The organism is Pseudomonas sp. MS646, from assembly GCF_036693845.1.
Classification (GTDB): domain Bacteria; phylum Pseudomonadota; class Gammaproteobacteria; order Pseudomonadales; family Pseudomonadaceae; genus Aquipseudomonas; species Aquipseudomonas chlororaphis_E.
In genome coordinates this window covers 3,118,936-3,140,242 of record NZ_CP144763.1, presented here as the reverse complement: position 1 = coordinate 3,140,242, position 21,307 = coordinate 3,118,936, and the positions used below count along the sequence as shown (strand labels likewise).

Below are 21,307 nucleotides of genomic sequence, written 5' to 3'. Positions count from 1 at the left end.
GCCGTCATGACTCATTCCATTGCATTGAACTTCGAAGACGGCGTCACCCGGTTCATCGAGGCCACCGCCTGCGAAACCGTGGCCGATGCCGCTTACCGCCAGGGCATCAACATTCCCCTGGACTGCCGCGACGGCGCGTGCGGCACCTGCAAGTGCTTTGCCGAGGCCGGGCGCTATGACTTGGGCGAGGAGTACATCGACGATGCGCTCACCGCCGACGAAGCGCAGCAGGGCTTTGTGTTGACCTGCCAGATGCGCGCCCAGAGCGATTGCGTGGTGAAGGTGCCCGTATCCTCGGACGTCTGCCGCACGCAACAGGCCCACTTCGAGGCGAACATCAGTGCGGTGCGCCAGTTGTCGCAGAGCACCATCGCCTTGTCGATCAGAGGCGAGGCCCTGAGCTCGCTGGCGTTTCTGCCGGGCCAGTACGTGAACCTCGGCGTGCCCGGCAGCGACCAGACCCGCGCCTACTCGTTCAGCTCACTGCCGCGCGACGGCGAAGTCAGCTTCCTGATTCGCAACGTGCCGGGCGGCCTGATGAGCAGCTTCCTCACCGGCCAGGCCAAGGCCGGTGACACGCTGCGGCTGGCCGGGCCGCTGGGCAGTTTCTACCTGCGTGACATACGGCGGCCGCTGTTGCTGCTGGCCGGTGGCACCGGCCTGGCCCCGTTTACCGCGATGCTGGAAAAAATCGCCGAACTGGGCAGTGAGCACCCGGTCCACCTGATCTATGGCGTGAGCAACGATGTCGATCTGGTGGAGCTGGAACGGCTGCAAGCCTTCGCCGCCCGAATCCCCCGCTTCAGCTTCGCTGCCTGCGTGGCCAACCCGGCCAGCCAGCATCCGCTCAAGGGTTATGTGACCGAGCACATCGAGCCTGGGTATCTGAACGAGGGTGACGTCGACGTTTACCTGTGCGGTCCGCCGCCCATGGTCGAGGCGGTCAGCCAGTTCATGGGCGAGCAGGGCATTGCCCCGGCGAACTTCTACTACGAAAAATTTGCCGCCAGCGCGGCTTGAGGTGTTCATGAGTCGATTCAACGAAAAAGTCGCGTTGATCACCGGCGCCGCCCAGGGCATCGGGCTGCGGGTGGCGCAACGCATGGCGGCCGAAGGTGCGCGGTTGATCCTGGTGGACCGTTCTGAGCGAGTGCTGGCGTTGCAGGAGGAACTGGCATCGGCTCACCCGGTGCTTGCCTTGACGGCGGACCTGGAACAGTACGACGAGTGCCGCCGCGTGATGACCCTCGCCGTGGCGCATTTCGGCCGCCTGGACGTGCTGGTCAACAACGTCGGCGGCACGATCTGGGCCAAGCCTTTTGAACATTACGAAGCCCCGCAGATCGAGGCCGAAGTGCGCCGTTCGCTGTTCCCGACACTGTGGTGCTGCCACGCGGCGTTGCCATTGATGCTTGAGCAGGGCAGCGGCGCGATCGTCAACGTGTCCTCCATCGCCACGCGCAGCATCAATCGGGTGCCCTACGGCGCCGCGAAGGGTGGGGTCAACGCATTGACCGCGTGCCTGGCTTTCGAAACCGCCGGTCGCGGGGTGCGGGTCAACGCGACGGCACCCGGCGGCACCGAGGCACCGCCCCGGTTGATCCCGCGAAACAGCGCCGAGCAAAGCCCGCAGGAAAAAACCTGGTACCAGCAAATCGTCGACCAGACCCTGGACAGCAGCCTGATGAAACGCTACGGCACCTTGGACGAACAAGCCGCCGCGATCCTGTTCCTGGCGTCCGACGACGCGTCATACATCACCGGTGTGACCTTGCCGGTGGGTGGGGGCGACCTGGGCTGAGCCTGTGCTCACAACTGCTGCTTGAGGAACGTTGCAAACGCGCGCGCCAGTTGCGACGGTTCTTCCTGGGTGGGCAGCAGAAGGGCAATTTCATACTGGATCGGGGGCGAAAACGGCTTGAGCAGCAGGTGTTCGGTGAAGGGCCGACTGACCACCGGGTCGACGAGGCCCACCCCCAGGCCGCAGCGCACCAGTTCGCAAGCGCTGGAAAAGAACTCTGTTTCCGCCACCACGTTCCAGGCGGCGCCATAGGCTGAGAAGGCCGTGGCCAGTTGCTGATAGATGGGGTCGCCCTTGAACAGCGAAACGAACGGCACGCCGTCCAGGTCCGCCGGGGTGATCACGTCCCTATCGGCCAAGGGATGGCCCGGCGGCAGCATGCATTGGCATTCATAGCGGATGACGTCCATGTGGGCGGCGGGGTAGTCGAGGGGCAACTCGGCGACGGCCAGGTCGAACTGCTGGGTGGTCATCAGCTCACGGACCGATTGTGAGTTGCGGGTAATGAGCTTGAGTTCGAGCCCTGGCCGTTCCCTGGCGAACTCGGCCATCAACCGAGGCAACAGCGCGATCGACAGGCTGGCGTAGGCCGCAATGGCCAGATGTCCGCGCTTGCCGGTGCGAATTTCCCTGGCGATGCGCTGTGTTTTCTCCACGGCCTCCAGCGCCCGTTGCGCTTCGACGAAAAACAGCCGCGCCTCGGGCGTCGGTTGCAGGCGCCCGCCCTTGCGCACGAAAAGGGTCAGGCCGGTGTCGTGCTCCAGGTTGGCAATGGTGCTGCTGATGGCGGGCTGGGAAATGTTCAGCAACTCTGCCGCCCGGGTCATGGTGCCGTGGATCATCAACGTCCTGAAGCATTCGAGCTGACGGATTCGCATGGTTTTTCCTATAAATCCAACTTATACCGAGGCCACTTTATATTATTGGTTTGTACACGGGTCGTATGTTTTGCTTTGGGCAGGGGTCCAGTACACGGGCCAATCCATCTGTCCAGAAGGGGCAAACACATGAACGCAGTGACTTCGATCCATCCCGGTGAACACCTCCGCCTCCCGGCCCGGCACGGCGTGGCGATCCGCCTGAGCAAGGGGCAGACCCTGAAGGTGGTCAACACCCACGGCAAGCAAGTCGTGGACACCTGGGCGTTCAACCCGGATGACCTGACGGAGTCGATGTCAATGGAGCACAGCCGTCCTTTCTGGCTGAAGCTCAACCCGTGCAAGGGAGACGGCTTGTTGACCAACCAGCGCCGCATCATCCTGACGCTCATCGAAGACACCTCGCCTGGTGTCCATGACTCCCTGGTGGCCGCCTGCGATCCGACCCGCTACGTGCAACTGGGGGTGGTCGGCCATCATGCCAGTTGCAACGAGAACCTGTTCCTGGCCTTGCAGACCCTGGGCCTGACGGCGCCAGATACTCCGAGCCCGTTGAATCTGTTCATGAACGTGCCGGTTCATCGGGACGGGCGCATCGAGTTCGCGGCGCCGGTCAGCGAACCAGGGCACTACGTCTGCCTGCAAGCGGCGATGGACGCCGTGGTCGTGCTCTCGGCCTGCCCCCAGGACATCACGGCCGTCAATGGGATGCAGCCCCAGGATATTCACTACTGCGTGATCTGAGCGTCCGGTAAAGCCTGCTGGCGGCCGCGACCGGTCAGCAGGATACTGGGTCCGTGGTAAGCCACACCGATAAGAGGCTGCACAACCATGCGCAAAATACCTCCCCTGAACTCCGTTCGGGCGTTTGAAGCCGTCGCACGACACCAGAGTTTTTCAGCGGCGGCGAACGAGCTTTCCGTCACGGTCGCTGCGGTCAGCCATCAGGTCCGACAACTGGAAGACGGCTTGGGGCAAAAACTCCTGGAGCGGGGCCGGACGGTCACGCTCACCGCGGCCGGCCAGGCGATCTATCCGTTGTTGCGCGACGGCTTCGACCAGATCGCCCAGGCGTTCGCCCTGATCGACGCACCAAAGGCCGCGGATGCCATCCAGGTGTCCACCACGCGGGCGTTCGCCGAACGGTGGCTGATGCCGCGGCTGGCGGCCTTCAACGCCATTTACCCGGACATTGTGGTCTCGATTCATGCCTCGGAGAAAGTCGTGGACCTGCGCACCGAAACTGTCGACCTGGCGATTCGTTATGGCCCGCTCACCGCCAATGCCCGCGCGCCGGTGCTGTTCGAGGACCGTTACATGGCGGTGGCGGACGCCCGCATCTGTCCTGACGGACGGGCGCCCACCATTGATGATTTTCACCAGCGCGCATTGCTGGCATTCAAGTGGAAAAACCAGGCCCTCGAAGCGCCTTCCTGGTCAGCCTGGCTCGCCAGGGTCGCGCATGATCCGTCGCGGGAATTGCGCATCTCCTGGTACAGCGAGGAAACCCTGGCGCTGCACGCGGTGGAGCGCGGGCTCGGGCCGTTGTTGTGCAGCACGGTGCTGATGGACGAAGCGTTGCGCTCTGGCCGGATGCGCCGGGTCGAAGGCCCGACCTTGCCAGGTTTCACGTACCACCTGATAGAGAACAACCCGGGTGCCTCGCGCCGTAGCCTGGGCGTGTTTCGCGACTGGTTGCTCGGCGAAGCCAGGTCATTCCGGGAAAACACCTTGGATGACCTGGCCGGCCAGCCGTTGCCTACCCCCTGACTTTCGCCGCGTGAAGGGTGCTTTCCATCGCCAGGCACGCGCCGAGCAGTGCGTCATCGTGGCCTTGCGGGGCCGAGAACAATACCGAGGTCGGTAGCCCGGCGGGGTCCGTGCCAGACGGCACGGCCACCCCCGGCATATCCAGCAGGCTGCCGATCATGGTCAGCGACAGGGTTTGCAGATTGACCGCGGCGAACAGCGCGTCGTCCTGTTCCAGGGGCGCCATCGCCGGCGCGACATGCTTGACCGTCGGCATGACCAGCAGAGCACCGTCGAGCTCACGTTCGATGGCCGCCATCAACTCGTCGCGGGCCTGGCGAATCCTGGCTTCGACCCCAGGGCCGATGGCCTTGGCCGAACGCAGGCGCGCCCGGACCCGTCGGTCCATACGCGCGCCGTCCGGCCCCTCGACGATCGCCTCCAACAGCCGCCAGGCTTCTATCGCCCCCAGCCAGCCATCCCGGGCGATCAGCTCCCGGGTGCTGGCCACGGCGCGCACAGCACGGTGTTCAACCTGTGCGCCAGCGCCACGAAGACATTCCATCATGGCCAACAGGTTGTGGCGGACGGCTGGCTGCAACGCGTCATCGGCCAGCACCGCATCGTCGACCACCAGGCGCAGGCGGAAAAGCGCGCCGGGCTCGATGGCCGGGCAGGCAGCACCGCGCATGGCCGCATCCAGGGCGACGCAATCGGCGACGGTCCGGGCGAACGGCCCCAGGCTGTCCAGGGTGACGGCGAGCGGGTGGACGCCGTGCATACTGTAGCGACCGGTGCTGGCCTTGTACCCGACCACGCCATTGAACGCCGCCGGGACGCGAATCGATCCGGCGGTGTCGGTGCCTAGGGCGCAGCTGACGATGCCTCGTTGCACCGCGATGGCTGAGCCGGACGACGAACCACCGGGTACGCGGCGTTCGCCCACGGCCATGTCGCCCTTCGGCGTACCGAAATGTGGATTCAGGCCAAGGCCCGAGTAGGCGAACTCCGAGAGATTGGTTTTGCCCAGGGCGATCATCCCCCGCGCCTTGAGCGCAGCGATGACCTGGGCGTCGGCGTCCGCCATCGGCGCGTCCAGGCGAGTGATGGAGCCCGCGGTGGTCCGGGTGCCGGCGACGTCCAGCAGGTCCTTGACCGCATAGGGTATGCCGTCGAACGGGCTCAACGGGGTTCCGTCCCGCCAGCGCTCGGTCGAGGCCCGCGCCGCCTCGATGGCCCGTTGTTCAAACAGTTCAATGAACACATGAGCGCCATGGCGGGCGGCGACCAAGGCCGCCGCGACCAGTTCGTCAGGTGTCGTCAGGCCTTGCTTCAGTCGCTCGGCGGTGTGCAACAGGGTGGTCATGTCGTCTCCCTTCGTCGGGTTAAGCCGGCTGCTCAAGCCGGCGCACGCAGGTTGTGTCGTTCTCCGATCAGTTGCCCGACCAGTACCGGCACCGCATCGAAGGCGTCGGCGATGGAGGCTTCGTGGCGAGCGTCGCCGAACTCCTGGTAATCGATGGCGATGACGTGGGTTTCGTTCACGCCCAGGTAATGCGCGCAGGTCTGGATATGGGTTTCGAGGTGGTTCATGGTTTCGCGTACACCACCGGGGCCAAAGCCGAATTCCCCTCGGCAAGACAGGATGATCAGTTTCTTGCCGCTCATGATCGGTTCCAGCGGGTAGTCGCCCCGGCCCAGGTCGAAGGTGAAGGTCTTGCCGATGCGGATCACCTTGTCGAACCAGGATTTCAGCGCGGCGGGCATCCCATAGTTGTACATCGGCGTACCGATGACGATGACGTCGGCACGGTCGATTTCATCGATCAACTCATCCGAAAGGCGGATTTGCTCGCGCTTTTCAGCGGTCATCTGTGCCTCGGGCGTGAATACCGCCGCAATCCAGGCCTCGGTCACGAACGGAGGCGGGTTGTGCCCGACGTCACGGGTAATGACCCGCGCCAGTTTGTCGCGTTCAAGCCAGGTGTCGACGAACGCCTTGGACAGTTTACGGCTCAAGGAGCGATCGGAGCGTGCACTGGCATCAATATGAAGTAACGTGGTCATGAATAACTCCCTCAAATGCCGAGGCGAAATGTCTCGGCAGCGGATCCAGTGGGCCACGACGGTCGTCGGCTCGGCTATTGATATTTATTGTGCGCTTGGCCAATAAAACTCAACCCGCTAATTTTATTTAACCTGGTCATCTTCTTTTGAGCGGTTGTGGCGCGTTGAAGTGCCAATTGCACTTCTGGTTGTCGCGCGCAATTGAATAAAACTAAAGCCGCGAATATTTCTAAACGGCCTTTTAGGTTTAATCAATTACTTAAATCTTCGCACCTCGATTTAATGATTCGCAGCGATTCACGTGGTCGCCGATCAGCGAGGAAAATAATAATGTCAACGCGTCGAAACTCCGAAGTCAGTCAAGTCAATCACGATGTGCTGGGCATTGAACCCATGCCCGACAGCCATCGTACGTCCACACCCCTGGACCAGTTCTGGATCTGGGCCGGCGCCAACGTGGCACCGATCAACTGGGTGCTCGGTGCCATCGGCATCCAGTTGGGGCTTAGCCTTATGGAAACGCTCCTGGTGATTGTCATCGGCAACCTGCTGGGTGCGGCCCTGTTCGGCGGCATCTGCATCATGGGCCACCGGACCGGGGTGCCGCAGATGGTGCTGTCGCGGCTCGCCTTCGGTCGGCGCGGCGCCTACCTGCCCACCCTCATGCAAGTGCTGATGCCCATGGGGTGGGTGGCGACCAACACCTGGATCGTCCTCGACCTGTCGGTGGCGGCCTTGGAGAAAGTCGGTGTCAGTGGCGGCATGGAACTCAAGTACCTGATCGCCGTGGCGGTCATGGTCCTGCAGGTGGTCATCGCGGCCTGGGGGTTCAACGCGATCAAGTGCTTCGAGCGCTACACCATGCCGGTGATTCTGGTGATCATGATGGTGATGACCGTGCTGGCGTTCACGCACGTGGACATCCAGTGGCAAACGACCACCATCCAGGGAATCGGCAAGCTCTCGGCCATGAGCAGCCTGATGACGGCCATCGGGATCGGCTGGGGCATCTCATGGCTGGTCTACGCCTCGGACTACACCCGGTTCACCCAGACCAAACTGTCCGACGGCCAGGTGTTTCGCTCGACGTTCCTGGGCATGTTCCTGCCCACCGTCTGGCTCGCCTTCCTCGGCGCCGCGATTGCTTCGGCGGGTGGCGGTTCGGACCCGGCGCAACTGATCATCGCAGTGTTCGGCACGATGGCGCTGCCGGTGCTGCTGGTGCTGTTGCACGGCCCGGTGGCCACCAACATCGTGGTCATCTACTCGGCGGCGTTGGCGACCCTGTCGCTGGACCTGCGCATTGCGCGCTGGGCGGTGTCGCTGGTCTCGGGGGTGGTGGCACTGTTCATTCTTTATCTGTTCCTGCAATCGGGTGAGTTCGTCCATGCCTTTGAAAACCTGATGGTGTTCTTTGTGGTGTGGATCAGCCCTTGGGCGGGTATCACCCTGGTGGACTTTTTCCTGATCCGCCGCGGCCGGGTGGATCTCGATTCGTTGTACTGCCACCACTCGCAAAGTGCCTGCACCGACGTGAACTGGAAAGGCGTATTGGCCCTTGCCGTGGGTGTACTGGCGGCCTGGTTATTTCAAGTTGGCACCGTCGCGTCATTACAAGGGCCGATTGCAATGGCCTTGGGCGGAATCGATTTGTCTTGGTTGGCAGGATTAAGCGTGGGCGGCGGCAGTTATTACTTACTGCATCTTTCCCGGCGAGTGGCAACGGTTCACACCCCGGCAGTCGCTGAATAAGAAGTTGTCTGTAAAACACCTATTAACGATGAAAGAGGTCAATGCATATGTCTCATCTTGAACAAACTAACGTGCTGTCGGCATTGAGTGCCGGGGCCGAGGTCGACGCCTTCCTGGGCAACGTCGTGGAAATCGCGATCGTGACCCGGGACCACCAGCGCACCATGGATGGCTTGCTCAAGCTGGGGATTGGCCCATGGCGGGTGTACACCTTCAGCCCGGACAACACCGAGAACCAGACCTACCACGGAGAGCCGGCCGAATTCGTCCTGAAGGTCTGTTTCGCCCAGTCTGGGAACATGGTCTGGGAACTGATGGAGCCGGTGTCCGGCCCGACGATCTTCGCCGACTTCCTGGAGAAGCACGGCGAAGGCATCCAGCACGTGGCCTATGACTGCAACAACATTCCCTTCGAAGAACGCATCGCCGAGTTGCAACGCCGTGGCTTCAAGTGCGTGCAGTCGGGCTCCTGGATGGGGGTGAACCATTTTGCGTTCTTCGGCACCGAGGCCGACACCACCACCGTGTTTGAGACCTATGCGTTCCCTGGGGACTGGGATTATCCGGAACCCGAATCCTGGTACCCGGCGCGCCCGTAGGCACGACGCGGCTCCCGGCGCCCCTGGCGTCGGGACTTTTGCCTCACAACCGACGATGGGAAGACAGCCATGAACAACGTCCGGATGGACAACCTCAGTTGGGTCGAATACGAGCGCCGCGTGCAATCCGGTGCCGTGGTGTTTCTGCCGATCGGTGCGACCGAACAGCATGGACCGCACTTGCCCCTGGGCACCGACGCCTTGCTGGCCAGCGCCATCAGCGAAGACGTCGCCCGGGAAATCCACGGCATCGTCGCGCCGGCGCTGGCCTATGGGTACAAATCCCAGCCCAAGTGCGGAGGAGGGCAGCACTTTTGCGGCACCACCAGCGTGGACGGCGCGACGCTGATCGCGATGGTCCGCGATGCCGTGCGCGAGTTTCATCGCCATGGGGTCAAGCGCCTGGTCCTGGTGATTGGGCATTACGAGAACCAATGGTTCGTGACCGAGGGCATCGACCTGGCCCTGCGCGACATCGGCCCGGACGCTGGCCTGCAGGTCATGCGCCTGGAACATTGGGAGTTCTTGCAGCCCCAGACGATCGAGCGGATTTTCCCCGACGGTTTCCCCGGTATCGCCCTGGAACATGCGGCGGTCATCGAAACCTCGATGATGCTGCACTATCACCCGCAATTAGTGGCGCTTGACCGGATTCCCGCCCATGGCCCGGCCGAATTCCCGGTCTACGACCTGTACCCCACGCGCACCGAATGGGTGCCCGCCAGTGGCGTGCTCTCATCGGCGTTGGGTGCCAGTGCGCAAAAGGGCCAATGGCTGGTGGGCGATGTCATCGGCGGGATCGTGCAAGCGGTGCGGTTCGAGTTCGCCCTGGGTGAAGTCTGAAACCTGATAAGGCCACAAAGGCCCAGTTCAGTTGAGGTATCTCGCAATCAACTGAGCTGGGCTGACGTGCTATTTACCCATACACCGTCACCCGATTACGCCCAGACTCCTTGGAGGTGTACAGGGCGTGGTCCGACCAGGCGATCAGGTCCGCATGGCTGTTGGCGGGCTGGCTCAGGTCGGCGACGCCCAGGCTGATGGTGAAGCGGATGCGCTGGTCGCCATGCATCACTTCCAGGCCTTCGATGGCCTTGCGCAGGCGTTCGGCAAATACTTGGGCGCCTTCCTTGTCGGTGTCGGAGAGCACTACACCGAACTCTTCGCCGCCGTAGCGCCCGGCGGCATCGGAGTCGCGCACATGCTCGCGCAGGACCCGCGCCACCTGCTCGATCACCTTGTCGCCGGCCTGGTGCCCGTAGGTGTCGTTGACCCGCTTGAAGTGATCGATGTCAAACATCACCAGGCTCAGCTCATTGCCATAGCGCAGGTGCCGGGCGTAGGCGGCCTTGAGGTTTTCTTCCCAGTGACCGCGGTTGTACAGGCCGGTCAGCCGGTCGATGCTCGACAACTGTTGCAACTGCGCATTGGCGGCCTGCAACTGATGACGGTTGGTGGCGACGTCGGTGACGTCGTAGATCACCAGGCAGATATGGTTGATCTTGCTGTCGGGGGAGTGCAGCGGCAGCAGCGTGGTGTTCTGGTACATGAACTCTTCTTCGCCGGTGATCGGCTGGTAGTTCATGAACCGCACCAGGTACGGACGCTGCTCCCAGATGGTGAACGCCGGCGTGCCCAAGGTGGCAACGCTCTCCACCTTGCGGCTGAACCATTGGCGGTCGATTTCCGGAAACAGGCTGAAGAAGTGCTGGTTCTGGGCGTCCTTGGGCTGTATGCCGGAGCGGTTCTCCATAAAGGTGTTCCAGACTTGCACGCGGTAGTCGCGGTCGAGCACTACCACCCCGACGTCGATGCTCTGAACCACGGCCAGCAACCAGTGGAATTCGTTCAGGTCGATAGAATCGTTCATGGCTCAGTTCATCAAGTAGGCGAGTTTGTGGGTCAGGCGGGGAATGGAGTCCTCGGTGAACAGCAACAACAGGTCGAAACTGATGTCCTGGCCCTCCAGGCTGTAGCTGATTTCCACGGCCAGGGTCTTTTTCCAGCGCTTGCGGTTGACCCGGATCAGCTCGTCGATGGCCGCATGCTGGCCCAGAATCTGCGGATGGCCCTGGGAAAACACCACGTCGACCTGCTCGGCGATGCTGCTCAGGCAGGCGCCGATCAGCACGCTGGAGAGGTCCAGCAACATTTCGAGGTCGGAATAATCGGCGCTTTCCCGCTGCATCAGGAGGGCGATGTCGGTGATTTCCGAATCGTGGAACATCAGCAGCGCTTCGCCGGCAATGCCCCCGCCGATGAAACCCTGGCAGATCGCGGTCAGTTGCTGGGAATTGCTGGCATCGGCCAGGGCCATGTGCAGTTCGCCGACTTCAAGGATGTTCACGTTCGGCACGGGCAACTGCACGAACACCCCAAGCACCTTGGCGATCAAGGCAGCGGCGCGGCCGATGGCGACATTGACGGTCTCGCGGAAAGCGTCGTGGAAACTGATCGCGGTGTTTTGTACCGCGCGTGGTTGTGGGGTTTGTCCGGGGTGTGCCAGCAATCCCAGCTTGCCGAGGGTCTGGCGCAACTCGGCTTCGTCGAACGGTTTTTTCAGGAAGGCCAGCGCGCCCAGTTCGTGCACACGGCGCACCGCTTCTTCCTGAACGTCGCCGGAGATCACAATGACCTGGGCCTTCAGTCCTTCGGCGCGCAAGGCGCTCAAGACCTGGTAACCGTCCATTTCCGGCATGGTCAGGTCCAGCAGCACCACCTGTCCCAGGCCCTGGCGTATGGCATCCATGGCCTGGCGGCCATTGGTGGCTTCGGTGATCGAAACCGGCCAGTCCGCCGGCAGCGCCCGTAATACCTGTTTACGGGCCATGTTGGAGTCATCGCATACCACTAGGGGAATCACTGACACAGAAGACGCTCGCCGAGGGTTGGATATCAGGGAAAATCCGATGGGCATCATGCCACAGGCTTATTTGTTCCGACCGCGCCGATGTTCACGAATTCAGCAAAATTCAAATGCCAGGCGCGAACACCGCGAACACAGGGCTCGCGTGGTGAGAGAGTCCGCTCCCGCCGCAGGCGCTCGGGTCGGGCAAAAAGGGGCCGCTTCGCGCCCCAGCGGGAGCAAGCTCCCTCGCCACAGAGGCCACAGAGGCTACAGAAGCTACAGAAGCTACAGAAGCTACAGAAGCTACAGAAGCTACAGAAGCTACAGAAGCCATAGAGACTACATGGCCCGGCCTTGGTCAATCCGCAACCCCGCCAGCGGCCTTCAGTACCAACAGGTGATAGACGCCGTCCTCGACCTCGATTCCATGGGTGTCATGGGTGAAGCCTGGGAAGGATCTGTCGAAGGCTTCCAGCGCCCTCAGGTAAGCCAGTAGCGGGCCATCCGCGGGGCCGGCATTTTCGCCGGGCATGAGTAGGGGAATCCCTGGTGGGTAGGGCACGATGCCGGTGGCCGCGATGCGTCCGGCGGCGTTGTCCAGCGTGACCTTCTCGATGTGGTTGCGCACCAGTTTTTCGTAGGCTTCCACCGGGCTGCACACCGCTTGCGGCAGCATGCCGAACGCCTGGGCCATGGACGCGGTGGTCTTGTGCTGTTTCATGGCGGCGAAGATGTCATCGGCCAGGTCCTTGAGGCCCATGCCGGCGTAGCGCTGCTGGTTGGCGGTCAGCAGGTCCGGCAGGCACAACTCCAGTTCGAGGTTTTCGTCATAGTCACGCTTGAAGTCGAGCAGGGCGTTGACCAGCGTGCCCCATTTGCCTTTGGTGATGCCGATGGAGAACAGGAACAGGATCGTGAAGTCGGTGGTTTTCTCCACCACGATGCCCTGGTGCTCCAGGTAAGCGGTGACAACACAGGCAGGGATGCCGAAGTCCTGCAGGTGGCCATCGTCACCCATGCCCGGGCTCAGCACCGAGACCTTGATCGGGTCGAGCATGCAGTAGCCGTCTTCGATGTCACCGAAGCCGTGCCATGTTTCGTTCGGATGCAGCACCCAACAGTCCGGCTCCGTGCGCAACATCACCGGGTCGGCGGCGTGGAAGGGCATCGGGGCGCCGTCAACCTGCACCGACGGCGGCTGCCAACAGGTGAAGAACCACTCGTCCTTGCCTTGCATCTCGTTGTGCATGCGCGAGAGGACCTGGCGGAAGGCGACGGCTTCCTCGATGGATTCACTGGTCAGGATCTGCCCGTTCGGCGCCTCCATCATGGCCGAGCTGACATCGCAGGACGCCATGATCGCGTAGTTGGGCGAGGTGGAGGCATGCATCATGAACGACTCGTTGAAGCGCCCATGCTCGATCGGGTTGCGGCCATTACGCACATGAATCATCGAAGCCTGGGACAGCGCGGCCAGCAACTTGTGGGTCGATTGGGTGGCGAACACGGTGGGCTTGGAATCATCGTGATCGTCAGGGCTGCCGTGCATGGCGAAGCGTTCGCGATACAGCGGGTTGAACCGTGCATAGCCGTACCAGGCTTCGTCGAAGTGCAGGCGATCGACGCTTTGCCCCAACAGTTCCTCGACGCGGGTGACGTTGTAGGTCAGGCCGTCGTAGGTGGAGTTGGTGATGATCGCGTGCACCGGTGTCGGGTCGATGCCGGCCTTGACCATCGGGTTATTCGCGATGGCTGCTTTCACCCCTTCGGCGCTCAGCGTCTGCGGCAGGATCGGTCCGATGATGCCGTAGCGGTTGCGGGTCGGCACCAGGTAGGTGGGCAGGGCGCCGGAGAGGGTCATCGCATGCTCGGCGGATTTGTGACAGTTGCGGTCGCACAGGGCAATCTGGTTGCGCGTGACGCTGGCCATCAGGATCACGCGGTTGGACATCGACGAGCCGTTGGTGACGTAGTAGGTGCGATGGGCACCGAATACCTTGGCCGCGTAGCGTTCACCCTGGCCAATGGGCCCGCTGTGGTCCAGCAGCGAGCCCAGCTCGCCGACGGAAATGGACAGGTCCGAGCGCAAGAGGTTTTCCCCGAAAAACTCGTAGAACGCCCGACCAGCAGTGCTTTTCAGGAAGGCCGTACCGCCGGCATGGCCAGGTGTGTGCCAGGAATATTCATAAGAGCGGGCAAATTTGACCAGCGCACCGAACATCGGTGGCAGGGCGGCCTTGCGATAGCGCTCGATGGCCGCCAGGATTCGGCCGCTGAGGAACCGGCTGGTGTCTTCCGGTAACCAGATGAAGTCGTCGGCGTGTTGCATCACCACCAGCGGGATGCTGGAGGCGGTGCTGCGATCACTGATCAGGAACACCGGCACCCGGGTGTTGCGCTCGCGCAGGTTGGCCAGCAGCTTGATGCATTCTTCGTGGCCTTCGCTGGCGTCCATTTCCCAACTGAGCAGGACGCATTGGATGGCCGGGTCGGAATTGAGGATCGACGTTGCGTCGCCGAGGGATTCGGACACCAGCACGCTGATGGCGCGTTGCTCGACGTCGCTGATCAGTTGATTCAGAGCGCGGCCAAACACCGTGCGCTTGTCGGGCGGGCTGCTGACCAGCAGAGTGAGCATCCCGAGCGTCTGGGTATTTTCCGTCATGATTGAGCCTCCAGGCTGCCTTTGTTCAAGTGGTTCACCGGTACGGGGTCACCCGTCAGGTGCTGCGCGCTGACGGTTTGCGTCGGTACGCTGTTGTTCAGCGCTTCAAGGCGAATCAGCCGGTTGTTGACGAAGCCGAACAAGGTGTAGCCGAAGATCGTCGCCACGCCGCCGAGCATCAGCGCCTGCTCGCCGGAGCTGTACAGCGCCAGGTAGCTGTAGGCGGCCGCCACCCAGGCGATGATGTTGGTGACCAGGGCCTTGCTGGCGGGCACGTTGGAGACTTTCTGCAGGGTCATCAGGGCGGCCATCGAGAGAATGTAGGGCACCAGGTTGGTGACCACTGCCAGGTTGACGAGGGTATCGAATTGCTTGCTCAGGTCCGGGCTGATGGTGAGCAGGCCCAATGCCGTCTGTGCCGCCAGCAATACCAGCATGCCGATGATTGGCGTGCCAGCCTTGTTGGCCTTGGCGAAGATCGCCAGGAAGTAGCCGGTGTCCGCCGAACTCTTGTAGACCTGGGCAATGGTGAACTGCCAACCGAGCAGCGAGCCGATGCACGCCAGCACCATCAGCCCCATCACCAGGTCGCCCACCGCCGGGCTGAACATCTTGGCGAATGCCAACCCGAACGGCGCCGTGGAGGCTGCCAGCTCGGCGTTGTCGACGATGCCAGCGATGACGTTCGTTGACACGATGTAGAGCACGGCCGCACCGAGGGTTCCGCCCAGTACGGCGATCGGTACATTCTTCTCGGGATTTTCCACCGCATCGGTGTTGGCGCAAGCGGACTCCAGCCCCAGGAACGCCCACAAGGTGATTGCCACCGAAGCACCGGCCGCTTCATACCAGCTCTTGTCGTGGGGGTTCCAACCCGCCGCGTAGACACTGCTGTCGAACCAGAACCAACCCAGGGTCGACACCAGCACCACTGGCGCAATGACACCCCACACAGTGACCGCACCGATCCGGCCGGTGATCCGCGCACCGCCGAAGTTGGCGAAGGTGGTGATCCATAACAAAGCGATGGTTGCCAGCCCCACTTGCAATGAATCGAGCTTGAGCTGGAACAGTTCCTGGATGTAGCCGACGGCGGTGATGCTGATCGCTACGTTGGCAATCAACAGCGACAGGCCGTAGGTGTAGTTGGTGATGTAGTTGCCGGCCTTGCCAAAGGTGTATTCGGCATAGCCACCCATGCCGCCGGTCTTGCGACTGAGCATTCCGCAGCGGGCGAACGCATAGGCCAGTGCCAGGGAGCCGGTGGCAGTGACCAGCCATGACAGGATGGAAATAGCGCCCACCTCGGCCAGTTTGCTCGGCAATAAAACGATGCCTGAGCCCAGCATGTTGACGGCAGTCAACATGGTCAACTGCACTACCGTCATTTTCTTCGCGGCGGTCATTCCGTGCCTCACTTCATGCGGGGGAAGGAAAACTAGCTATAGCTAAGTATTGGAAAGCTGCAAGAAAGTTCACGCTAATGCGCCGTTGATTTTTTATAATTCGACAGGCTTATATTTCCCCTGGTGGGCGCTCGCTCCACCTTTGACAGGCGGCCGATGATCTTCGGCGATTGGCGTTATAACGCGGTTCGTAATCGCGTCTATACCAAATCAATATGAAGCCCATGGCCGTTGCAAGCCTGAACAGACAGCCCGCTCAGCGAGCAAGAAGTGGCGCCTTGATCTGAAAGTTCAAGTATTGGCGGCGAATCCCACAGCGCATTCGACCTTCCAAACTCCATTGAACGTGTGACAGAGGCTGTAGTTTCTGATGTTGGCGATTAACCTCTATGCTCGTGCCAATAACAAAGTGACGAATCCCTTCAGCCAGCCACTTATCCCGGTAGCTATCTTGAAACCCCGTTAAGTTCGGCGCTTACTCACCCCAATTGTTTACGCTCGCTTCCCAGCAGTCATACGGATCAAAACACGTCATGAATTGCAGATGTGCACGCCATTGTCCACCTCGGGCCATGGGTTTGCAGTGCACAGACGACACCTCATTGCTGGTCTTGGTCCTGGGAGGGAAGGCTATCAGTTGCGCGCGCCGGCAGCCGGCGTGCCAGGCCCAGCATCAACAGCGGTACCAGAGCCATCGATAGCGCGATGGCCAACACCAGCAGATCGTGCAGGCGCTGATCGACCAGGTGCTGCTCAAGTGCCAGCTTGAACACCACGAAGGCGAACTCGCCACCTGAGGCCAGGACCACCCCAAGCCCTATCGCCCCGGCCCGATCGAGGCCACCGGCCCAGCGCCCAAGGCCCATCAGGATCGGTAGCTTCAGGCCAACCAGCAGTAGCGTCAGCCCGAGCACCACCCAAGGTTCGGCACTCAACAAGCGCAAGTCCATGGACATGCCCACGCCGACGAAAAACAAACCGAGCAACAAACCTTTGAACGGCTCGATCTGGGTCTCCATTTCGTGCCGGTACTCGGATTCGGCCATCAACATGCCGGCCAGGAAGGCCCCCAATGCCATCGATACCCCGACGTGCTCCATGATCCAGGCGGTGCCCAGCACCAGCAGCAACGCGGTGGCAGTGGAGACTTCCCGCAGTCTCGAACCCACTGCCCAGGCAAAAGCCGGTCGCAGCAGCAAGCGCCCGCCAACGATGATCACGCCGATCCCAACGATCACCGCCAGCACTGGCCTGAGCCCGGTTTCGGCGGCTGCGCCGCTGTCCAGGGTACCGAGCAAAGGCACCAAGGCAATCAGTGGGATGGCGGCAATGTCCTGGAACAACAGGATGGCTACCGCCAGGCGGCCATGGGGGCTCCCCAGTTCCTTGCGTTCGGCCAGCATCTGCAGGCCAAAGGCGGTGGAGGACAGTGCCAGGCCCAACCCGATCACCACCGACACCTGATGGCCCTGCCCAAGCAGCAGCGCCGCCCCGCCGATGGCCACGCCGCTGAGCAATACCTGCAGCAACCCGACGCCGAACAGCGCTCGGCGCATCATCCAGAGGCGTCGCGGCGACAACTCCAGGCCGATGATGAACAGCAGCATGACCACGCCGATTTCCGAGAGCCGGCTGACGTTCTGGGCATTGTTCACCAGGCCCAGTACCGAAGGTCCGATGAGTACTCCGGCCAATAGATAGCCAGGCACAGCGCCGAGCCGCAGACGCTGGGCAAGTGGCACCAGCAGGACCACCGCCAGCAGGAACATCACCGTGGCTTTGAGCAGGCTTCCGTCATGAGGCATTGGATGTTCTCCTATCAGCGGCGCCGTTCCTGTGGAGCAAACCTGCTCGCGTTGCTACGCGTTTTACCCCGGGGCAGGCAGGTTTGATCGATGACGGTCAAGCCAGTGAACGATCAGCCACGCGTACAGCGTGACGGCAATGAATAGGCTCATGCGTACGGCGAACGCGGTGTAGACATCCTTGCCCGCTGCGCTGTCCTGGACTGACTGGCCGAGCAGAATGATCATCGTCATCAGTGTGTTGAGCCAGAAACCGGGGCTTAGCCGCGTGTGGTCCAGGCCATACAACTTACGGCCCAGCAACAAGGCAACCAGCAGTGTCCACAGGAAAAACATCCAGAGGTGCACGAACAGGCTCAGGACGCACCAGAACGCGACCGCCAGCCATCCGCCCAGCAACGTCGAGCCTAGCAGCTCGCGTCCGGCCTGGCTGGCGGCAGTGCTGGAGCTTTGCTGGCCCAGGCCGACGGCCTTGAGGATGATGGGCAGGTACTTGGTGGGTTCGATCAAGGCGAGCAGGAACGTGGGGAGCACGATCAAGGTGGCCCGCAGCGCCAGTCGGCCCGTGTCGCTGGGGGATGGGCTTGTCGGCATGGGCGGCGTCGGCGCCTGGCTGGGCTCGGGAAACAGACAATGACTGAAGAACAGCGCGACGACCGCCAGGAGCAATCCCTGGACCAGCGCCGCTATGACCATGACCGAAGCGCCGAAGTCAGCGGTACCGGCAGCCGGGATCATGGTCAGGCCGATGACCAGGAACGTCATCACCAGGACATTGCCACCCGACAAGCCGTAGCGGAATGCCACGAACAGACCGAGCCCCACCAGCAGGACGCCGCACAACGGGTAATAGCGCAGGACAGGGATCAGTAACAGTCCGCAACCTGTGGTCAGTATTGCCGCCAGCATCAGCTTCAGGCAGTCCTCGGCGGACAATGGCCGGTGAGTCATTGCCAGGATCATGGCAAGAACAGGGGCAAGGAATGGAATCGGCAGGTCCAGGCCGAAACCGATCGCCAGACTCGACGCCGTGCCGCTCGCCAGTCGCAACGCTCGTTGGGCACGCACGCTTCGCTCAATAGGCATAGGACAGCCAACTCATCAACCACAGAAACACACGGCCCAGCGGGTTCAACAGGTTGTCCTCCGAGGGAAACGCCATTATCTCGGCTTGCCCACCGGCCCGCACCGCGCCCAGGGTGCGCAGGCGCTCCCGGGCGTCGGCAGAAAATTCGATCGTCACCGGGAAGCGTTGCGCGGGACGCAGCCAGTCACGGCTGTTGCGCACCGTGGGCAGGGTGCCGGGCGCGGTGCCCTGGCTCACTTCAACGCCGTAGCCGATACTGCGCACGCGCCCTTGCAATACCTCGCCGGGCAACGCATCGAGCACAATGGCGACCGGTGTACCGACGGTTATCAACCCAAGGTTGTTCTCGGTCATGTCCGCGCTGATCCAGACATCGTGGATGGCGATCAGGGTCATCACCGGCGTGCCCGCCGCCGCAAAGTGGCCGACATCTGTGCGCAGGTCGGTGACCAGGCCGGCTGAGCGCGCGCGTACCTGGCTGTTGGCCAAGTCCAGTTCAGCCTTCTGCACGGCACTGGTGGCACTGCGCAGCAAAGCGTTGGCTTCGTCGCTGCCGCCTTCCTGCTCGCGCGCCCGTTGCACCTCGGCGCGCGCGGCGGCGACCTGGCTGGTTGCCTGCTCGCGAGTCGCGCGGGAGATCTCAAGCACGCGCACGGAAATGGTTCCCGGATCGGCCCGGTACAACCCCTCCAGGCGCTGATTGTCCTGGCGTGCCTTGAGCTCGTTGGCTTGTGCTGCACGCAACGAAGCCTGCGCCGAAGCGATGCCGGCGGTGTTGGCGCCGATCTGGCGACGGGTGGCTTCCAATTCGGCGCGGGCCCGGTCGACAGCAATCCGGTACGGCAATGGGTCCACCTCGAAGAGCAGCTCACCGGCGTCGATGTCCTGGTTGTTGCGCACGTTGACCCGGGTTACCCGACCGGCGACCTCGGACGCCACCGGAATGACGAAGGCCCCGACACGCGCCTGCTGCGTATAGGGTGTAAAGCGGTCTGACAATAAATACCAGACCAGGCTCAGCACGATCAGCAGCAGTACCCACTTGATGCCTCTGTTCACCGGGTCGGCCTCGGGCACTGGAGCCGGAGCGGGGGACGGCGCTTCAGTCATGGTCGGTCACCTTGAGCGCTGCCGCGGCGGATGGCGGCGCGGCGGTCGGAGGGGTGAGCAGGTTGCCCCAGTCAGAGCGTTGCTCCATAGATTGCCGGGTCTGCGGGTCCACGAGAGGCTGGTCACTCTGCCAGCCTCCGCCCAGCGCCTTGTACAGTGCGACCAGGTTGTTTACGGCGTCGCTGCGGCTGATCAGGTAGTTGTCCTGCTGTTGCAACAGCGCGCTCTGGGCGTCCAGGACCCGCTGGAAATCCGAGTAGCCCTCGCGATACCAGGTGTTGGCCAACACCAGCGAACGTTGGGCCGCCTGCGCGGCTTGGCGCAGAATGCGCTCGCGTTCGAGCGCCTTGATCAGTCCAGTGGCGGCGTCGTCGGCTTCGCGCGCCGCCTGACGGACCTGTTCGCGATAGGCCTCGATCAGTTGTTGCAGGCGGGCGTCCTGGACGCGCACGTTATTGCGGATCCGGCCATGGTCGAACAGGTTCCAGCGCAAGCTGGGGCCGCCCACCAGGTCCAGGTTGTTGGAGGTGCCACTCAGCGAGTCGGTGGACCAGACGATGCTGCCCAGCAGCGTCAGCGATGGATAAAGCTCGGACTCGGCCACGCCAATCAAGGCCGATTGTGCGGCGACATTGAGCTCAGCGGCTCGCACATCCGGGCGTCGCAGCAACAGCTCGGCCGGCACGTCCTGCAACACGGCCCGGTCCACCAGTGGGATCAAGCCAGTGCTTTCATCCCGCAGCGACAGGGCCCCTGGCGGTTGACCGATCAGCCCTGCCAATGCGTTGCGCGTGCGAGCGGCCTGGTCTTCCAGGCTCGGAATGCTGCTGGAGGTGCCCAGGTACTGAGTCTTGGCCTGTTGCACGTCGAGTTCGGCGATCTGGCCGCTGGCGTAGAGCTTTTCCGTGATCTCAAGGTTGCGCAGTTGTTGAGCCGCGTTTTCCCGGGCCACCCGCAGTCTAGCTTCAGTAGTGCGCAAGGCGAAGTAAGTCATGGCGACCTGGGCGCGCAGCAGCACCAATGCGTCTTCATAGTTGGCCTGGGCCGCAAAGTAAGCGGCGTCCGCGGACTCGATGGCGCGGGCAAAACGGCCCCAGAAATCCAGCTCCCAGCCGATGTCGTAACCGGCGCTGTACTGCCAGAATCGACTGTCCCGAGGGTTACTGCCCCCGGACTGATACCGCTTGGCGTACAGCGTGTCGGCGCTGGCTTGTTGCAGTTGCGGATAGCGTTGGCTTTGCGCGATGCCCAACTGTGCTCGCGCTTCCATCACCCTTAGACCGGCAATCTTCAGGCTTGAGTTATGGACGTCGGATTCAGCGATCAGGCGTTCGAGCGTCGGGTCGCTGAACACCTGCCACCACTGGCGCAGGTCCGGGCTGTGCTGGCGATGGCTGGCGTGCTCGATGGCTGGGCTGTTCCAGGTCTTTGTCCAGGGTTCGCCGGGCGATTGGAAGTCCGGGCCCAGGCGGGTGCAGGCGACGAGGAACAAGACAGCCAGCCAAAGCGCGACGCCATGCAGAGAGGCGCGCATGGCCGG

18 protein-coding genes are annotated in these 21,307 nt (G+C 62.4%); 7 read left to right on the top strand and 11 right to left on the bottom strand.

Features of this window, described 5'->3' with window-relative positions; genetic code table 11:
• Nucleotides 1-6: 6 nt before the first annotated feature.
• On the top strand, nucleotides 7-1,020 hold the full coding sequence (benC, locus tag V3H56_RS13880) for a benzoate 1,2-dioxygenase electron transfer component BenC (RefSeq protein ID WP_047738624.1): 1,014 nt from the start codon (nucleotides 7-9) through the stop codon (nucleotides 1,018-1,020).
• 7 nt (nucleotides 1,021-1,027) lie between these two features.
• On the top strand, nucleotides 1,028-1,801 hold the full coding sequence (locus V3H56_RS13875; protein ID WP_042729145.1) for a 1,6-dihydroxycyclohexa-2,4-diene-1-carboxylate dehydrogenase: 774 nt from the start codon (nucleotides 1,028-1,030) through the stop codon (nucleotides 1,799-1,801).
• Between the two features lie 8 nt (nucleotides 1,802-1,809).
• Here the strand turns inward: V3H56_RS13875 and V3H56_RS13870 are convergent, their stop codons facing one another.
• The gene (locus V3H56_RS13870; RefSeq protein ID WP_042729144.1) at nucleotides 1,810-2,679 is read right to left on the bottom strand and encodes a LysR substrate-binding domain-containing protein; all 870 of its coding nucleotides are present in this window, start codon (nucleotides 2,677-2,679) and stop codon (nucleotides 1,810-1,812) included.
• A gap of 129 nt (nucleotides 2,680-2,808) precedes the next feature.
• Between V3H56_RS13870 and V3H56_RS13865 the strand changes: the two genes are divergently transcribed.
• Together V3H56_RS13865 and V3H56_RS13860 are read left to right on the top strand one after the other, a co-directional pair.
• The gene (locus V3H56_RS13865) at nucleotides 2,809-3,423 is read left to right on the top strand and encodes an urea carboxylase-associated family protein (RefSeq protein WP_042729143.1); all 615 of its coding nucleotides are present in this window, start codon (nucleotides 2,809-2,811) and stop codon (nucleotides 3,421-3,423) included.
• A gap of 87 nt (nucleotides 3,424-3,510) precedes the next feature.
• Nucleotides 3,511-4,449 (top strand): LysR substrate-binding domain-containing protein, encoded by a 939-nt coding sequence (locus tag V3H56_RS13860; protein ID WP_042729142.1) that lies wholly within the window; start codon nucleotides 3,511-3,513, stop codon nucleotides 4,447-4,449.
• On the opposite strand, the gene V3H56_RS13855 is transcribed toward V3H56_RS13860, so the two are convergent.
• Together V3H56_RS13855 and V3H56_RS13850 are read right to left on the bottom strand one after the other, a co-directional pair.
• The gene (locus V3H56_RS13855; RefSeq protein ID WP_047738622.1) at nucleotides 4,439-5,794 is read right to left on the bottom strand and encodes an amidase; all 1,356 of its coding nucleotides are present in this window, start codon (nucleotides 5,792-5,794) and stop codon (nucleotides 4,439-4,441) included. The two genes, V3H56_RS13860 and V3H56_RS13855, sit on opposite strands and share 11 nt — an antisense overlap.
• A gap of 32 nt (nucleotides 5,795-5,826) precedes the next feature.
• The gene (locus V3H56_RS13850) at nucleotides 5,827-6,495 is read right to left on the bottom strand and encodes an NAD(P)H-dependent oxidoreductase (RefSeq protein ID WP_047738621.1); all 669 of its coding nucleotides are present in this window, start codon (nucleotides 6,493-6,495) and stop codon (nucleotides 5,827-5,829) included.
• Between the two features lie 330 nt (nucleotides 6,496-6,825).
• Between V3H56_RS13850 and V3H56_RS13845 the strand changes: the two genes are divergently transcribed.
• The 3 genes from V3H56_RS13845 to V3H56_RS13835 all read left to right on the top strand — a co-directional run bounded on the left by V3H56_RS13845 (nucleotide 6,826) and on the right by V3H56_RS13835 (nucleotide 9,689).
• Nucleotides 6,826-8,247, top strand: a complete 1,422-nt coding sequence (locus V3H56_RS13845; RefSeq protein WP_047738619.1) for a cytosine permease — start codon at nucleotides 6,826-6,828, stop codon at nucleotides 8,245-8,247.
• A gap of 47 nt (nucleotides 8,248-8,294) precedes the next feature.
• Nucleotides 8,295-8,846 carry a VOC family protein gene (locus V3H56_RS13840; RefSeq protein WP_042729138.1) on the top strand — a complete coding sequence of 184 codons (552 nt, stop codon included), beginning with the start codon at nucleotides 8,295-8,297 and terminating at the stop codon, nucleotides 8,844-8,846.
• Nucleotides 8,847-8,915: 69 nt separating this feature from the next.
• Nucleotides 8,916-9,689 (top strand): creatininase, encoded by a 774-nt coding sequence (locus V3H56_RS13835; RefSeq protein ID WP_047738617.1) that lies wholly within the window; start codon nucleotides 8,916-8,918, stop codon nucleotides 9,687-9,689.
• A gap of 73 nt (nucleotides 9,690-9,762) precedes the next feature.
• Here V3H56_RS13835 and V3H56_RS13830 read toward each other — a convergent pair whose 3' ends face one another.
• The 8 genes from V3H56_RS13830 to V3H56_RS13795 form a co-directional block, all read right to left on the bottom strand.
• Entirely contained in the window at nucleotides 9,763-10,716 is a 954-nt protein-coding gene (locus V3H56_RS13830) for a sensor domain-containing diguanylate cyclase (RefSeq protein ID WP_047738615.1), read from the bottom strand.
• A gap of 3 nt (nucleotides 10,717-10,719) precedes the next feature.
• Nucleotides 10,720-11,676 (bottom strand): response regulator, encoded by a 957-nt coding sequence (locus tag V3H56_RS13825; protein WP_338473453.1) that lies wholly within the window; start codon nucleotides 11,674-11,676, stop codon nucleotides 10,720-10,722.
• 376 nt (nucleotides 11,677-12,052) lie between these two features.
• Entirely contained in the window at nucleotides 12,053-14,359 is a 2,307-nt protein-coding gene (locus tag V3H56_RS13820; RefSeq protein ID WP_047738612.1) for an Orn/Lys/Arg decarboxylase N-terminal domain-containing protein, read from the bottom strand.
• On the bottom strand, nucleotides 14,356-15,765 hold the full coding sequence (gene potE, locus V3H56_RS13815; protein ID WP_047738610.1) for a putrescine-ornithine antiporter: 1,410 nt from the start codon (nucleotides 15,763-15,765) through the stop codon (nucleotides 14,356-14,358). The genes V3H56_RS13820 and potE overlap by 4 nt, the downstream gene beginning before the upstream one ends.
• 599 nt (nucleotides 15,766-16,364) lie before the next feature.
• A complete protein-coding gene (locus tag V3H56_RS13810) occupies nucleotides 16,365-17,570 on the bottom strand; it encodes a monovalent cation:proton antiporter-2 (CPA2) family protein (RefSeq protein WP_047738608.1) in 1,206 nt (401 codons plus the stop codon).
• A 63-nt stretch (nucleotides 17,571-17,633) separates the two neighbouring features.
• The gene (locus V3H56_RS13805; RefSeq protein WP_042731703.1) at nucleotides 17,634-18,656 is read right to left on the bottom strand and encodes a DUF2955 domain-containing protein; all 1,023 of its coding nucleotides are present in this window, start codon (nucleotides 18,654-18,656) and stop codon (nucleotides 17,634-17,636) included.
• Nucleotides 18,646-19,767: an HlyD family secretion protein gene (locus V3H56_RS13800; protein ID WP_042731704.1), complete on the bottom strand. Its 1,122-nt coding sequence runs from the start codon at nucleotides 19,765-19,767 to the stop codon at nucleotides 18,646-18,648. The genes V3H56_RS13805 and V3H56_RS13800 overlap by 11 nt, the downstream gene beginning before the upstream one ends.
• Nucleotides 19,760-21,301, bottom strand: coding sequence for an efflux transporter outer membrane subunit (locus V3H56_RS13795; RefSeq protein WP_047739557.1), 1,542 nt, complete (start codon nucleotides 21,299-21,301; stop codon nucleotides 19,760-19,762). Before V3H56_RS13795 ends, V3H56_RS13800 begins: the two co-directional genes overlap by 8 nt.
• Between the last annotated feature and the right edge of the window lie 6 nt (nucleotides 21,302-21,307).

Excerpts from the sequence above, each read along its gene's own strand:
- benC (WP_047738624.1), top strand. The coding sequence starts at position 7 with ATGACTCATTCCATTGCATTGAACTTCGAAGACGGCGTCACCCGGTTC.
- V3H56_RS13875 (WP_042729145.1), top strand. The coding sequence starts at position 1,028 with ATGAGTCGATTCAACGAAAAAGTCGCGTTGATCACCGGCGCCGCCCAG.
- V3H56_RS13870 (WP_042729144.1), bottom strand. The coding sequence starts at position 2,679 with ATGCGAATCCGTCAGCTCGAATGCTTCAGGACGTTGATGATCCACGGC.
- V3H56_RS13865 (WP_042729143.1), top strand. The coding sequence starts at position 2,809 with ATGAACGCAGTGACTTCGATCCATCCCGGTGAACACCTCCGCCTCCCG.
- V3H56_RS13860 (WP_042729142.1), top strand. The coding sequence starts at position 3,511 with ATGCGCAAAATACCTCCCCTGAACTCCGTTCGGGCGTTTGAAGCCGTC.
- V3H56_RS13855 (WP_047738622.1), bottom strand. The coding sequence starts at position 5,794 with ATGACCACCCTGTTGCACACCGCCGAGCGACTGAAGCAAGGCCTGACG.
- V3H56_RS13850 (WP_047738621.1), bottom strand. The coding sequence starts at position 6,495 with ATGACCACGTTACTTCATATTGATGCCAGTGCACGCTCCGATCGCTCC.
- V3H56_RS13845 (WP_047738619.1), top strand. The coding sequence starts at position 6,826 with ATGTCAACGCGTCGAAACTCCGAAGTCAGTCAAGTCAATCACGATGTG.
- V3H56_RS13840 (WP_042729138.1), top strand. The coding sequence starts at position 8,295 with ATGTCTCATCTTGAACAAACTAACGTGCTGTCGGCATTGAGTGCCGGG.
- V3H56_RS13835 (WP_047738617.1), top strand. The coding sequence starts at position 8,916 with ATGAACAACGTCCGGATGGACAACCTCAGTTGGGTCGAATACGAGCGC.
- V3H56_RS13830 (WP_047738615.1), bottom strand. The coding sequence starts at position 10,716 with ATGAACGATTCTATCGACCTGAACGAATTCCACTGGTTGCTGGCCGTG.
- V3H56_RS13825 (WP_338473453.1), bottom strand. The coding sequence starts at position 11,676 with ATGGCCCGTAAACAGGTATTACGGGCGCTGCCGGCGGACTGGCCGGTT.
- V3H56_RS13820 (WP_047738612.1), bottom strand. The coding sequence starts at position 14,359 with ATGACGGAAAATACCCAGACGCTCGGGATGCTCACTCTGCTGGTCAGC.
- potE (WP_047738610.1), bottom strand. The coding sequence starts at position 15,765 with ATGACCGCCGCGAAGAAAATGACGGTAGTGCAGTTGACCATGTTGACT.
- V3H56_RS13810 (WP_047738608.1), bottom strand. The coding sequence starts at position 17,570 with ATGCCTCATGACGGAAGCCTGCTCAAAGCCACGGTGATGTTCCTGCTG.
- V3H56_RS13805 (WP_042731703.1), bottom strand. The coding sequence starts at position 18,656 with ATGCCTATTGAGCGAAGCGTGCGTGCCCAACGAGCGTTGCGACTGGCG.
- V3H56_RS13800 (WP_042731704.1), bottom strand. The coding sequence starts at position 19,767 with ATGACTGAAGCGCCGTCCCCCGCTCCGGCTCCAGTGCCCGAGGCCGAC.
- V3H56_RS13795 (WP_047739557.1), bottom strand. The coding sequence starts at position 21,301 with ATGCGCGCCTCTCTGCATGGCGTCGCGCTTTGGCTGGCTGTCTTGTTC.